The following is a 12,195-nucleotide window of genomic DNA, read 5'->3' as shown; positions in this document are numbered from 1 at the left end:
CCACTCACGACAAGCCGCGGCAGACTGCGTCAGTTGCCGGCCGGTGCGGTGACGCCCGGGGCGGGGGCCTGGGCGTTGCCCGCCACGCCGTAGCGGCCCGCGCCGCCGTCGAGCTGTTCCTTCAACGCCAGGATGGTGCTCACCCGGCCGGCCGACGTGTCCGCGTTGTCCACTGTGGACAGAATCGACGTCGCCGAGGTGTCCGCCCGGACCACGCCCAGCGCGCCGGTGCCGTCCGCCGAACCGGCATCGCCCGCCAGGACCGTGCCGGCGCCGCTGCGGTCGAGTTGCGTCGTGAACCGGGCGATCGTCGCCGCCCGGTCGCCCGCGCCGTCGCCGGTCGCCTGGGCGCCGGTGAGGACGACGGCCAGCTGGGCGGGCTTGACGTCCTGGCCCGCCTTGACGAACCCGCCGTCGGTGAGCCCGCTCAGCGCGGCCGCCAGTTCCTCGGGCGAGGACTGCGGTTTCGCCGTCGTCTTGTCCAGCAGCAGCACCGAACCGAGCAGCGCGCCGGCGAGCGTGCCCGAGTCACCCGCGGTCGGGAACTTCGAGCCGGCCGGCTGCAGCCGCGTGACGACGTCGCGGAGCTGGTCGGCCTTGTCCGGGTCGGCGAACGCCGCCGTCAGCTGCACCTCGCCGGTCACCGAGGCGCCGGCCTGGCCGATCAGCTGCTTGAGCGCGTCCCGGTCGGCCGGGCGCGCGTCTTCGGTGGTCACCAGCACCACCGACCGCTTGTCCAGCGTGCCGGCGACGACCTTCGGGCCCATCGAGCCGGCGAAGGCGTCGGCGTCGGTCAGCCGGGCGTTGAGCGCGTTGCGCTGCGCCTCCAGGTCTGCGACCTGGCTGCCGAGGTCCTTCTTCTCCCCCGCCAGCCCGGACAGCAGCGTGCCGTTGAGCGCCGTCGAGCCGAGCACGACCCCGACGGCCAGCGCGAGGAAGCAGGCGGCGATGGAAACTACGTGGTACCGCAGCGAAATCACGTGAACAATCCCTTGACCCAGACGACGAACGAACTCCAGGTGTCCTTCAGCCAGTCCAGGTAGACCGAGCCCACATCGGACACCAGCAGCGCCGCGGCGACCACCACGACCGCGGCGAGCACGAGCAGGACGACCGCGCCGATGGACACCCGGTTGCGGTGCAGCGTCGCCACCGCTTTGCCGTCGACGAGCTTCGTGCCGAGCTTCAGCCGGGTCAGGAACGTCGAGGGGTTCGAGCCGGACCGGCCGTGGTCGAGGAACTCGCGCAGCGTGGCCTGGAACCCGACGGTCACGACCAGGCTGGCGCCGTGCGCGTCGGCCAGCAGCAGCGCCAGGTCTTCGGCGTTGCCGGACGCGGGGAACGTCACCGCGCCGATGCCGAGGTCCTGGATGCGCTCGACGCCGGGCGCGTGTCCGTCCGGCGCGGCGGGCACGACAACCTCGCCGCCGCCGCGCAGGGTCGCGGTGCCGATGCCGGTGGGGTCGCCGACGACGACGTCCGGCCGGTAGCCCTGCACGCGCAGGGTGTCGGCGCCGGCGTCGACGCCGATCAGCACCGGGCGGTGCTCGGCGATGTACTTCTTGAGCTTCTTGAGGTCCTCGGCGTGCCCGTTGCCGCCCGCGACGACCAGCACGTGCCGGTCCCGCAGCGGCACCTTCAGCTCGGGGACGCCGACGCCGTCGAGGATCAGGGTGCGTTCGCGGCGCAGGAACTCGATCGTGTTCGCCGAGAACGCCTCCAGCTGCGTCGACATCCCGGCCTTGGCCTCGATCATCTGGTCGGCGACGCTCTCGGTGGTCTGCTCGATGCCGGAGGCGACCTGCCGCTCGCCGATGTAGACGACGCCGTCGAGCAGCCGCAGCTTCGTGCCGTCCTTGATCGAGCGCAGCAGCTCGCTGCCGACCGAATCGACGAGCGGGACGCCGGCCGCGACGAGGATCTCGGGGCCCATGTTCGGGAACCGGCCGGAGATCGACGGCGACGCGTTGACCACGCCCGCGACCTCGGCCTCGACCAGGGCGTCGGCCGTCGCGCGGTCGAGGTCCAGCTGGTCGAGCACGACGATGTCGCCGGGACTGATCCGGCGCAGGAGCTCCCGGGTGCGGCGGTCGACCCGGGCGACCCCGGTGATCCCCGGCAGGGGTTCCTGATTCCGCGTGAGCAGACCCGTGAGCTTCATGTGGCCGATGGTGACAAATTTGCTCGTGGGACGACGTACGCCACGCCGTAGCCGCCGTGACTCGTTGTGGTGAGCCCGGTCGCCATCCCCCGCGCGGGTCAGGCCTCGGACTCCTCCGACAGCGAGCCGAAATCGAGGTTCAGCCAGGGGCTGGCCGGATCCTGAAGGAGCTGGTGGTGGACGCGCACGGCCGCCGGGTACCACTCGCCGAACTCGTCCTCGCCGGCATCCAGCACCCGGCCCATGACGTACCCCGCCGACAGGTCGGCCCATGACTGGTGGTAGCGACGGGCCAGCGATCCGGCTTCGAGCACCATCAGCTCGGCGCTCAGCGCGTCGCAGTACCCGGCCGCCAGCCCGGCGCGGGCGATGGTGACCGCGCGGCCGACGTCCCAGGACAGCGCCGTCGTCACGCAGCCGTCCGGGTCGACCAGGCCGTCGGCGCGGAGCCGTCGTTCGTACCGGGACACCCGGCGGACGGTGTCGCGCAGTTCGCCGGCCTGGTCCGCGGCGTCGTTCTCGGTGCACCACCGGTCCACCAGCTGCGCCCAGGTCAGCGGGTCGAACTCGGCGCCGGGCAGCCCGTACTCGGCGGCGAACCGCAGGCGCAGCATCAGGACCAGGTTGCCGGGTGTCAGGGCATAGCCGTCACCGATCAGGCCGGTCATGGTCGCGCGCCAGCCGGCCGGGTCGGGCACGCCCCACCAGTCCCGCAGGGTGCGCACTTCGGCGACGTAGTCGTGGTACCGGCCGTCGAGGAGGTTCCAGGGCGCCGCGTTGAGCACGGCCAGGTGCGCGCCGCAGGCCAGCGCGTGCGCGATGGGCCCTTCGAGGTGCCCGTACGGCGCGGTGATCAGCCGCTCGACCTGCTCCTCCAGGGGCGTGACGTCGCCCGTGTGCGCGTCGAGCCACGGCTGCAGCGTCGCCCCCGGCAGCCGCCACTCGCCGCGGGTGCCGCGGTTGAACACGACGCGCTCGTGCCGCCCGACGCCGTCGACCGCCCAGTCGAGCGCGCCGCTCATGGCCACGATGTCCGGGCCGAAGTCCGGCAGCGCGCCCCGGGTGAAGACCTGCAGGAACTCGTCGCCGCCGGTCTCGAAGTAGACGTTCGGGAAGGTTTCCGCCCGCTCGTCGAGGATGTTCCGGGCGTCCACCCGCCGGATCGGCACGAACAGCTCCTCGCCCGCGAGCAGGCCGAGGTAGCGATCGAGGTCGCTCTCCCGCCGCGCGGCGGCGAGCTGGGCTTCGACATCGGCGGGCGGCGGCAGCATCACGGGGCGGCTCCCTCCGATCGGCCGGTCAGCACGACGAGCTTGCCCGCCGTCCGGTTGTGCTCCAGGTCGTCGTGCGCCTGCCGGATCTCCGCCATCGAGTACACCTCGACCGGGCCGAGGCTTGTTTCGCCGGCGGCGATCCGGTCGAGGTGGCGCTGGAGAACGGGGGCGGGCAGGTCGTCCGCCTCACCACCATAAGCGGTCAACCGCACCCCGGCGGGAAGGTAGCCGATCGGATAGAAGTTCGAGATCGTCCACTGGTTGGACAACATGCCGGTGAAGCAGACGGTCCCGTGCACCCGGGTGGCGTTCAGGGTGTCCGGCAGGGTCGGGTGCCGACCGGTTCGAGAACGGCGTCCAACCCCGTCGCCCGCGAGAACCTTCCGTGGCCGCCGAGGGCTCTCCGAGGTGCTCACGCGCGCGCGGGGACCGCCGATACTTGGTCGCACAGCCGACGGCTGTGCAATGCATCCTCATGGGGGGTGATCGCATTGCGCCACCGAGCGTTTCTCATGCCACCCAGGAGTTTGCCCACGCAGCCCAGCGATGTCGGCGTTCCCGGAACCGGTGTGGTTCCGGGCGTGCCCACCCTGCCCGCCGTCCCGGCACCGCGGCTCGCCGCGCTCGAGCGCCTCGCCCCGCCCGCCGTGCGGACCGGCTTCAACCACGCCGCCCTGTCGGTGACCGACCTCGACCGCGCGGTTGCCTGGTACGAGCAGGTCTTCGGCCTCAAGCTCCTGCTCGGCCCGTTCTCCATCAGCAGCGACGCGCCCGGCGGCGGGCCCGCGTCGGACATCTACGGCGAGGGCTGGCAGAGCGCCCGGATCGCGCACATGGTCATGCCGGGCGGCACCGGAATCGAATTGTTCGAATTCACCGGCCCGGTCGCCGAGCGCCGCGCCGAAAACTTCGACTACTGGCGCACCGGAATCTTCCACATCTGCTTCACGTGCCTCGACGTGACGGAGACGGCCAGCCGCATCGCCCTTTTCGGCGGCCGCCAGCGCAGCAAGATCCACCAGGTGGGGCCGAAGTCGTGGTTCTGCTTCTGCGAAGACCCGTTCGGCAACGTGCTCGAGCTCGTCGACCAGACCTTCGAGGAGCTGTTCACCCCGCCGCCGGGTGTCGAGGACCCGGACGCCTGCTGAGCCGCGTCGGGTGGGGCACCTCGAGCCCCACCCGCCAAGCCGGCAGCCCGGCTACTTCTTCTTCACCGCGCGCTTCTTCTTCGGCTCGAACTCCGCCTTGTCCTTCTCCGCCGTCGCCAGCAGTTCCTCCGCGTGCGCCCGGCCCGTCTCGTTGTCCATGCCCGCGAGCATCCGGGCCAGCTCGCTCACCCGCTCGGCCTGGCTCAGGTTCTTCACACCGCTTCGGGTGACCCCGCCGCTGTGCCCCTTGTCCACCACCAGGTGCTGATCCGCGAACGCGGCCACCTGCGGCAGGTGGGTCACCACCAGAACCTGGTGCGTCCGGGCCAGCCGGGCCAGCCGCCGGCCGATCTCGATCGCCGCGCGGCCGCCCACTCCCGCGTCGACCTCGTCGAACACCAGTGTCTGGACCGTGTCCGCGTGGGCCAGGACCACCTCGATCGCCAGCATCACCCGCGACAGCTCACCGCCCGAGGCGGCCTTGTGGACCGGCAGCGGCGGCGCGCCGTCGTGCGCGCGCAGCAGCAGCTCGACGTCGTCGACGCCGTCCGTGCCCGCGTGCACCGCGCGGCCGTCGATCGTCAGCGCGTGCGTGTCGCCGTGCTCGGCCGGGCGCTGCTCGACCGTCACCTCGATCGCCGCCTGGCCCATCGCCAGCCCCGACAGCTCGCGGGTGATCTCCGCCGCCAGATCGGCCGCCGCCGTCGCGCGCGCGCCCGACACCTCGGCCGCGTGCGCGGCCAGCTGGATCGCGAGGTGGTCGCGCCGCAGTGCCAGCTCGGCGAGCGCTTCTTCCGACGTGTCCATGGTTTCCAGCCGGCGCCGGGCGTCGTCGGCCCAGGCCAGCACGCCGTCGACGTCCGCCGCGTACTTGCGGGTCAGCCGCTTGAGGTCGGCCTGGCGCGCCAGCACCCGCTCCAGCAGCGCCGGGTCGGCGTCCAGCGTCTCGACGTAGTTGCCCAGCTCGGACCCGACGTCGGCGAGCAGCACCGACGCCTCCTCCAGCCGCGGCGCCAGCTCGCGCAGCACGGCGTCCTCGGACGTCGAAAGCCGCCGCAGCGCCTCGGAGACCAGGCCGGCCGCTCCCGGAGCGTCCGGGTCGCCGTCCGGGGAGCCGGATACCGCGACGTGCGCCTCGGTCGCCGCCGCGCGCAGCTCGTCGGCCGCCGCGAGCCGCTTGATCTGCGCCGTGAGCTCGACGTCCTCGCCCGGTTCCGGCGCGACGGCGTCGATCTCGGTCAGCCCGTGCTTGAGCAGATCGGCCTGCTGGGCCATCTCCCGCGACCGCGTCGACCGTTCGGTCAGCTCGGCGATCACGGCCAGCCACTCGGACCGGATTTCCTGGTACGCCCGCAACGGCTTCGCGACGGCATCGCCGGCGAACCGGTCGATCACCGCGCGCTGCTCGGCCGGCCGCAGCAGCCGCAGCTGATCGTTCTGCCCGTGCACCGCGATCAGCTGTTCGGACAGCTCCGCGAGCACGCCGACCGGCACGGACCGGCCGCCGAGGTGGGCGCGGGACCGCCCGTCGACGGCGATCGCGCGCAGCGCGATCACGCTGCCGTCCTCGTCCACGTCCGCACCCGAATCGGCGACGATCCGTTCGGCGCCTTCGACGCCGGAGTAGGTGAACCGCCCTTCCACGAATGCCTTGAGCATTCCCGTCCGGACCTTGGACACCTCGGCGCGGCCCCCGGACAGCAGGTGCAGCCCGGTGACGACCATGGTCTTGCCCGCACCCGTCTCACCGGTCACCACGGTGAAACCCGCGTGCAGTTCCAGCAGGGCGTCCTCGATGACTCCGAGGCCCTGGATGCGCATCTCGGCCAGCACGCCGCCTACGGTAGCGGCCACCACCGACACTCTGCGCGCCCGGGACCCCGGCGCGTCGCCGATATGTTCGAATTAAGCGTCGAGCGGGTCATCCTCGCAGGGACGCGCGTGGCGCTCGCGCCAGCTCTTCACCGGCAGCGAGAACTTCTGGACCAGGCGGTCGGTGAACGGGCCGTCCCACAGCCGGACCAGCCGCACCGGCGTCGTCCCGCAGGTCACGCGCACCCGCGCGCCCGGCGGCAGGTCGATCGGGCGGGCCCCGTCGCAGGTCAGCACCGCCGACGAGCCGTCCGGGTCGATCCCGACGGTGATCACCGAATCGCGGGAGACGACCAGCGGCCGCGCGAACATCGCGTGCGCGTTGCTCGGCACCACCAGCAGCGCCTGGACGTCCGGCCAGATGATCGGGCCGCCCGCCGAGAACGCGTACGCGGTCGAGCCGGTGGGTGTGGCGCACAGCACACCGTCGCAGCCGAAGGCGGACACCGGACGGCCGTCGACCTCGATCAGCGCGTCCAGCACCCGCTCCCGGGTGCTCTTCTCGACGCTGGCTTCGTTGAGTGCCCAGGTGCGGGCGAGCTCTTCACCGTCGTGGGTGACCGTGACGTCGATGGTCATCCGCTCTTCGACCTGGTAGTCGCCGTCGACCACGCGCTGGACGGTGTCGGCGAGCGCGTCGGAGTCGGCTTCGGCGAGGAAGCCGACGCGCCCGAGGTTCACCCCGAGCACCGGCACCCCGGCGGGCCGGGCCAGCTCGGCCGCGCGCAGCAGCGTGCCGTCGCCCCCGAGGACGAAGACCAGCTCGACGCCAGCGGCGGGGTTGTCGTCCGGGTCGACGACGGTGCAGATCGCGCCGACACCGTGCTGTTCGGGGTTGATCAGCGCGCAGACGTCGTGCTCGGTCACCCGGATCCGGATGCCGGCCTTGGCGAAGCGTGCCGAAACCTCGCGCGCGGCTTCGCCCGTCGCTTCGCGATCGGGGTGCACCATGAGGAGCACTTCACGTTCGGTGGTCATGCGGGCCCTTCCTCGACGGCGGTTCGGACGAGCCGCTCGGCCTCAGACCTGTCTACCGCGTCCACAGTGGACTCGGCCACGTTTTCTCCGGTGACACCGGCTTTGGTGAGCCACACGAAGTACTCGACGTTCCCGGACGGCCCGGGCAGCGGGCTGGCGGTCACCCCGCGCAGGGCGAGCCCGAGTTTCGCGGCCTCGCCGATGACGGTGAGCACGGATTCGGCGCGCAGCTCCGGGTCGCGGACGACGCCGCCGCTGCCGAGGCGGTCCTTGCCCACCTCGAACTGCGGCTTCACCATCGGCACCAGATCGGCGCCCTCGCGCGCGCAGGCCGCGAGCGCGGGCAGCACGAGCTTGAGCGAGATGAACGAGAGGTCGCCGACGACGAGGTCGACCTGCCCGCCGAGGTCGTCGGGCGTGAGGTTGCGGACGTTCGTGCGATCCATGACCACTACCCGTTCGTCGGTGCGGATCCGCCAGTCGAGCAGCCCGCGGCCGACATCGGCGGCGATCACGGTCGCGGCGCCGCCGCGCAGCAGGACGTCGGTGAAGCCGCCGGTGGACGCGCCGGCGTCGAGGCAGCGCTTGCCTTCGACGCTCAGCTCCGTGAACGCTTCCAGCGCACCGAGGAGCTTGTGCGCCCCGCGCGAGGCCCAGCCGGGGTCGTCCTCGTCCTTGACCACGATCGGCGCGTCGGACTCGACGCCGGTGGCGGGCTTGGACGCGACCATGCCGCGCACGGTGACCTTGCCGTCGCCGATGAGGGCCGACGCCTGCTCGCGCGACCGGGCGAGACCGCGCCGAACCAGTTCCGCGTCGAGGCGGGCCCGCTTGGGCACGCCGATCAGACCTTGTCGATGCTGGACAGGGCGACCGTCAACTCGGTGTGCACGGCGTCGAAGCGCTCGACGTGCTCCGCGAGCGGCAGCGCGTCCAGGTCGTCCAGCCCGGCGACGGCTTCGTCGACGCCGGCCCGCGGGTCGGTCTGCTGCGAGAACGAACCGGGCGGCGGGCCCGGGACGGGGTAGGGATGGTCCTGCACAGTGCAAACGGTATCAGTCAGGGCAGCCGGGCCTCGGCGCGCTCGCCGAGTTCGGTGACGCCGGTCTCCCAGGCCGTGTGGCACAGCGCGCGGAGCAGGTCCAGGTCGTCGCCGTCGCCGTCCGCGACGAGGACGCCGTCCCGGACGGTGACGGTCCAGCCCGGCCTCGGCCCGATCCGGAGGTCCTCGGCCGCTTCGGTGAGCGCGGTGAGGTCGTGCGCGAGGTACGTCCCGCGCTCGGCCGGGCCGGCCTCGATCAGCTGCTTCGGCGTCGCGACGCCCGACAGGACGACCAGCGAGTCGATGCCCGCGGCGACCGCCCCGGCGATGTCGGTGTCGAGCCGGTCGCCGACGACCAGCGGCCGTTCCGCGCCGGCCGACCGCGCGGCGGCGTCGAACAGCAACGGCTGCGGCTTCCCGGCGACGAGCGGTTCGACGTCGGCGGCGGTGCGCAGCGCGGCGACCATCGAGCCGTTGCCGGGCAGCAGCCCGCGCTCGCTGGGCAGCGTCGCATCGACGTTGCAGGCCACCCACAGCGCGCCGGCGCGGATGGCCAGGCAGGCCTCGGCCAGCGCGGCCCACGTGTTGTCCGGCGAGTGCCCCTGCACGACGGCCCGGACGCCGTCGCCGTTCTCCCGCACCGGCTTCAGCCCGGCCCCGGTCACCTCGGCGGCGAGCGACTCGGTACCGACGACGAGGACCTCGGCGCCGGGCTCGAGCCGTTCCTTCAGCAACTGCACGCCGGCCTGGGCGCTGGTGTGCACCTCGGCGGTCTCGGTGGGGATGCCGAGCCCGGTGAGGTGCGCCACGACCTCGTCGGGTGCCTTGGAGGCGTTGTTCGTGACGAACCGGACCGGCGTGCCGTGCTCCCGCGCGGCCCGCACCGTCTCCGGGGCACCCGGGATCACCCGGGTGCCGTGGTAGACGGTGCCGTCGAGGTCGAAGAGGACCGCGTCGTAGGCCGCGAGGAGAGCGTCACTCATCGGTTTTTTCGGCGTCCTTTTCCTTGGTGGGGTTGTCCTCGGCGGCGCTGCTCTTGTCCGCGTTGTCCCTGTCTTCGTTCGACAGGTCGGCGGCCCGCTCGGCGGCGTCGGTCTCGTCCTCGGCGTCGGCCTCGGCGGCGTTGAGGAACCACCGGATGGCCTCGTCCTTGCGCCCGGCGGCCGCGAGGTTGTCGGCGTAGGCGTAGAAGAGGCGAGCGCTCCACGGGTCGCGCTTCTCGGCCTTGAGGTCGTCACCCTGCAGCGAGACGACGGCGGCGTCGAGCTGCCCGAGGTCCCGCCGCGCCCCGGCCGCGACGATCGCGAGCTCGACCTGGGTGGCCTTCGCGAGCTTCGTCGAATCGACCTCCTTCGAGAGGTCGAGGGCCCGCTCGGGACGGCCGAGCGCGCGCTCGGCGTCGGCGATGATGGCGATGTGGTCGTCGGTCCGGGTCATCCGGCGGACGGCCCGCAGCTCGGACAGGGCTTCGGACCAGTTGCCGACGTGGTAGGCGACCAGGCCGAGCGCCTCGCGCACGATCGGGATGCGCGACGCCTTGGCCTTGGCGTACTTGGCGTGCTCGAGGGCGGCCTCGGGATCGCTGTCGAGCAGGCCACCAGCGGCGACGAGGTGCTTCCCGACGGTCTCGGCCAGGCCCTTCGGCAGGGTCCGCAGCTCGCGGCGGACTTCCTCGTCGAGGTCGGAGAACTCGATCTCCTCGGGGAGTTCGGGCGCCTCGAGGAGTTCCTTGGCAAGGGCCTCGTCGTCGAGCGGGCCGCCGACCTTGGGCCGCGTCTCCCGGTGGGGACGGTCCGTGCGGTCGCCTTGGGGCCGGCTGGTGTTGTCGCGGTCGTAGCGCTTGCCGGAGTCGCGGAAGCCGCCACCGGTGCGCTCGCCGCGGTTCTCACGGGAGTCACGGCTGTCGCTGCGGGAGTCACGGGAGTCGCGGCTGTCGCTGCGGGAGTCGTCGCGGCGCTGGTAGCTGCCACGGTCACCCCGCGAGTCATCCCGACGGTCGTCGCCGGCCCGGCCGCGGTCGTCGGACCGGAAACCCCCGGTCCGGGCCCCACGGTCGTCGTCGCGGCGCTGGTGGCTGGGGCGTTCGCCCCGCGAGTCGCCCCGCGAGTCGTCCCGACGGTCCCGGTCGTCGGACCGGAAGCCGCCGGTCCGGGCACCACGGTCATCGTCACGACGGTCGCTGCCACTGCGGCCGCGGTCGTCGGACCGGAAACCACCGGTCCGCGCACCACGGTCATCGTCGCGGCGCGAGTCGCTGCCGCCACGGCTCCGGTCATCCGAACGGAAACCACCGGTCCGGCCACCGCGGTCATCGCGGCGCTGGCTGCCACCGGTACGGGAGTCGTCGCGGCGATCGCTGCCACTGCGGCTGCGGTCGTCGGAGCGGAAGCCGCCGGTACGGGCGCCCCGGTCGTCATCGCGGCGCTGGTAGCCACCGCCACGCGAGTCGTCGCGGCGATCACTGCCACCGCGGCTGCGGTCGTCGGACCGGAAACCACCGGTCCGCGCACCACGGTCGTCATCACGGCGCTGGTAACCACCGCGCGAGTCATCGCGACGGTCGCTGCCACCACGGCCGCGGTCGTCGGAGCGGAAGCCGCCGGCACGGGGACCACGGTCGTCGTCGCGGCGCTGGTAGCCACCGCCGCGCGAGTCGCTGCCGCCACGGCCCCGGTCGTCGGAGCGGAAACCACCCGGGCGGCTGCCACGCGAATCGTCGCCACGGCCCCGGTCATCCGAACGGAAACCACCCGTCCGGGCGCCACGCGAATCGTCGCCACGGCCGCGGTCGTCCGAGCGGGAGCCACCCGGGCGGCTGCTGCGGTCGTCGTCGCGGCGGTTGTCCCAGCGGGGCTTGCGGTCGCCGTACGAAGATTTGCCCTGCGGCCGGCCGCCCCGGTCCTCGTAGCTGCGGCCCGGGCTGTCACTGCGGGTCCCGGAGCGGCTGTTGCCCCGGTCCTCGTACCGGCTGCCCGATCGGCCGGCGCCCCGGTCGTCGGAGCGGCCGCCACCGGTGCGGCTCGGGCCGTCGGAGAAGCGGCTGCCGCCCGGCCGGCCGCCGGAGTCGCGGCTGCCGTACCCGCCCTTGCGGTCGTCGCGGCCGCCGCTGCTGCGGCTCTGACCTGCGTACCCTCCGCGCTGGTCGCGGTCGCGGGGACCGTCGCCGCCGCGGAAGGGCTTGCCGCCGCCGCGGACGCCCTGGTCGTCGCGGCGCGGGCGGCCCTGGTGGGTGCTGTCGCGGCCACCGCGGTCCTGCCGCGCGCCGCGCCGGTCTCCCCCGGATCCGTCCGACCGGCCCCGGGAGCCTTCGTCCCGGCGTGCCGACCGGCCGGACCCATCATCGCTTGAGTCTCGTCGACCGAACTCGGACACCTGGCCTCCTGCCGTGGAAAAAATCTTGTTCTGGACATACGCGTACGGCCCGTTAGGGCAGCCAACTGGCTATCCTAACGGGCCGTACGGAAGGTAAGTTCGGCGGTGTCCTACTCTCCCACAACCCTTCGGTTGCAGTACCATCGGCGCTGTCAGGCTTAGCTTCCGGGTTCGGAATGGGACCGGGCGTTTCCCTGACGCTATAACCACCGAAACACTCCGAAACAACACACACCATGTGCTGGTGTGGTGTTTCAGAACCGTAGAGTGGATGCGTAACATCTTTGTAGACAAGTCCTCGGCCTATTAGTACCAGTCAACTCGACAACACATTACTGTGCTTCCATT

General features: G+C 72.5%; 11 protein-coding genes and 1 rRNA gene. 1 reads left to right on the top strand and 11 read right to left on the bottom strand.

The window, feature by feature from the left end; genetic code table 11:
- Window positions 1-29 precede the first annotated feature (29 nt).
- From ACLJQF_RS35445 to ACLJQF_RS35430, 4 genes are all read right to left on the bottom strand, one after another.
- The gene (locus ACLJQF_RS35445) at window positions 30-980 is read right to left on the bottom strand and encodes a copper transporter (RefSeq protein WP_410614631.1); all 951 of its coding nucleotides are present in this window, start codon (window positions 978-980) and stop codon (window positions 30-32) included.
- On the bottom strand, window positions 977-2,161 hold the full coding sequence (steA, locus tag ACLJQF_RS35440) for a putative cytokinetic ring protein SteA (protein ID WP_410614630.1): 1,185 nt from the start codon (window positions 2,159-2,161) through the stop codon (window positions 977-979). Before steA ends, ACLJQF_RS35445 begins: the two co-directional genes overlap by 4 nt.
- Window positions 2,162-2,259: 98 nt before the next feature.
- Window positions 2,260-3,432, bottom strand: a complete 1,173-nt coding sequence (locus tag ACLJQF_RS35435) for a DUF1266 domain-containing protein (RefSeq protein WP_410614776.1) — start codon at window positions 3,430-3,432, stop codon at window positions 2,260-2,262.
- A complete protein-coding gene (locus ACLJQF_RS35430; RefSeq protein WP_410614629.1) occupies window positions 3,432-3,734 on the bottom strand; it encodes a zinc-binding dehydrogenase in 303 nt (100 codons plus the stop codon). Before ACLJQF_RS35430 ends, ACLJQF_RS35435 begins: the two co-directional genes overlap by 1 nt.
- A 282-nt stretch (window positions 3,735-4,016) precedes the next feature.
- Between ACLJQF_RS35430 and ACLJQF_RS35425 the strand changes: the two genes are divergently transcribed.
- Complete coding sequence (locus ACLJQF_RS35425) at window positions 4,017-4,583, top strand: VOC family protein (RefSeq protein ID WP_410614628.1); 567 nt, start codon at window positions 4,017-4,019, stop codon at window positions 4,581-4,583.
- 51 nt (window positions 4,584-4,634) lie between these two features.
- Here ACLJQF_RS35425 and recN read toward each other — a convergent pair whose 3' ends face one another.
- The 7 genes from recN to rrf form a co-directional block, all read right to left on the bottom strand.
- Window positions 4,635-6,416, bottom strand: coding sequence for a DNA repair protein RecN (recN, locus tag ACLJQF_RS35420; RefSeq protein ID WP_410614775.1), 1,782 nt, complete (start codon window positions 6,414-6,416; stop codon window positions 4,635-4,637).
- A gap of 72 nt (window positions 6,417-6,488) precedes the next feature.
- Window positions 6,489-7,433 carry an NAD kinase gene (locus tag ACLJQF_RS35415; RefSeq protein WP_410614627.1) on the bottom strand — a complete coding sequence of 315 codons (945 nt, stop codon included), beginning with the start codon at window positions 7,431-7,433 and terminating at the stop codon, window positions 6,489-6,491.
- The gene (locus ACLJQF_RS35410; protein WP_410614626.1) at window positions 7,430-8,272 is read right to left on the bottom strand and encodes a TlyA family RNA methyltransferase; all 843 of its coding nucleotides are present in this window, start codon (window positions 8,270-8,272) and stop codon (window positions 7,430-7,432) included. Before ACLJQF_RS35410 ends, ACLJQF_RS35415 begins: the two co-directional genes overlap by 4 nt.
- 5 nt (window positions 8,273-8,277) lie before the next feature.
- Window positions 8,278-8,475, bottom strand: a complete 198-nt coding sequence (locus ACLJQF_RS35405; protein WP_410614625.1) for a hypothetical protein — start codon at window positions 8,473-8,475, stop codon at window positions 8,278-8,280.
- A gap of 17 nt (window positions 8,476-8,492) precedes the next feature.
- The gene (locus ACLJQF_RS35400) at window positions 8,493-9,458 is read right to left on the bottom strand and encodes an HAD-IIA family hydrolase (RefSeq protein ID WP_410614624.1); all 966 of its coding nucleotides are present in this window, start codon (window positions 9,456-9,458) and stop codon (window positions 8,493-8,495) included.
- The gene (locus ACLJQF_RS35395) at window positions 9,451-11,847 is read right to left on the bottom strand and encodes a hypothetical protein (protein WP_410614623.1); all 2,397 of its coding nucleotides are present in this window, start codon (window positions 11,845-11,847) and stop codon (window positions 9,451-9,453) included. The genes ACLJQF_RS35400 and ACLJQF_RS35395 overlap by 8 nt, the downstream gene beginning before the upstream one ends.
- Before the next feature lie 97 nt (window positions 11,848-11,944).
- Window positions 11,945-12,061: ribosomal RNA gene (gene rrf / locus ACLJQF_RS35390) — 5S ribosomal RNA — on the bottom strand.
- Window positions 12,062-12,195 lie beyond the last annotated feature (134 nt).

The sequence above is a fragment of the Amycolatopsis sp. lyj-109 genome (genome assembly GCF_046548995.1).
Lineage (GTDB): Bacteria > Actinomycetota > Actinomycetes > Mycobacteriales > Pseudonocardiaceae > Amycolatopsis.
The sequence above is the reverse complement of the archived record's forward strand: the minus strand, read 5'-3'. Positions and strand labels throughout refer to the sequence as shown.

Coding starts and splice junctions, on each gene's coding strand:
- steA (WP_410614630.1), bottom strand. CDS start 2,161: ATGAAGCTCACGGGTCTGCTCACGCGGAATCAGGAACCCCTGCCGGGG.
- ACLJQF_RS35435 (WP_410614776.1), bottom strand. CDS start 3,432: ATGCTGCCGCCGCCCGCCGATGTCGAAGCCCAGCTCGCCGCCGCGCGG.
- ACLJQF_RS35415 (WP_410614627.1), bottom strand. CDS start 7,433: ATGACCACCGAACGTGAAGTGCTCCTCATGGTGCACCCCGATCGCGAA.
- ACLJQF_RS35400 (WP_410614624.1), bottom strand. CDS start 9,458: ATGAGTGACGCTCTCCTCGCGGCCTACGACGCGGTCCTCTTCGACCTC.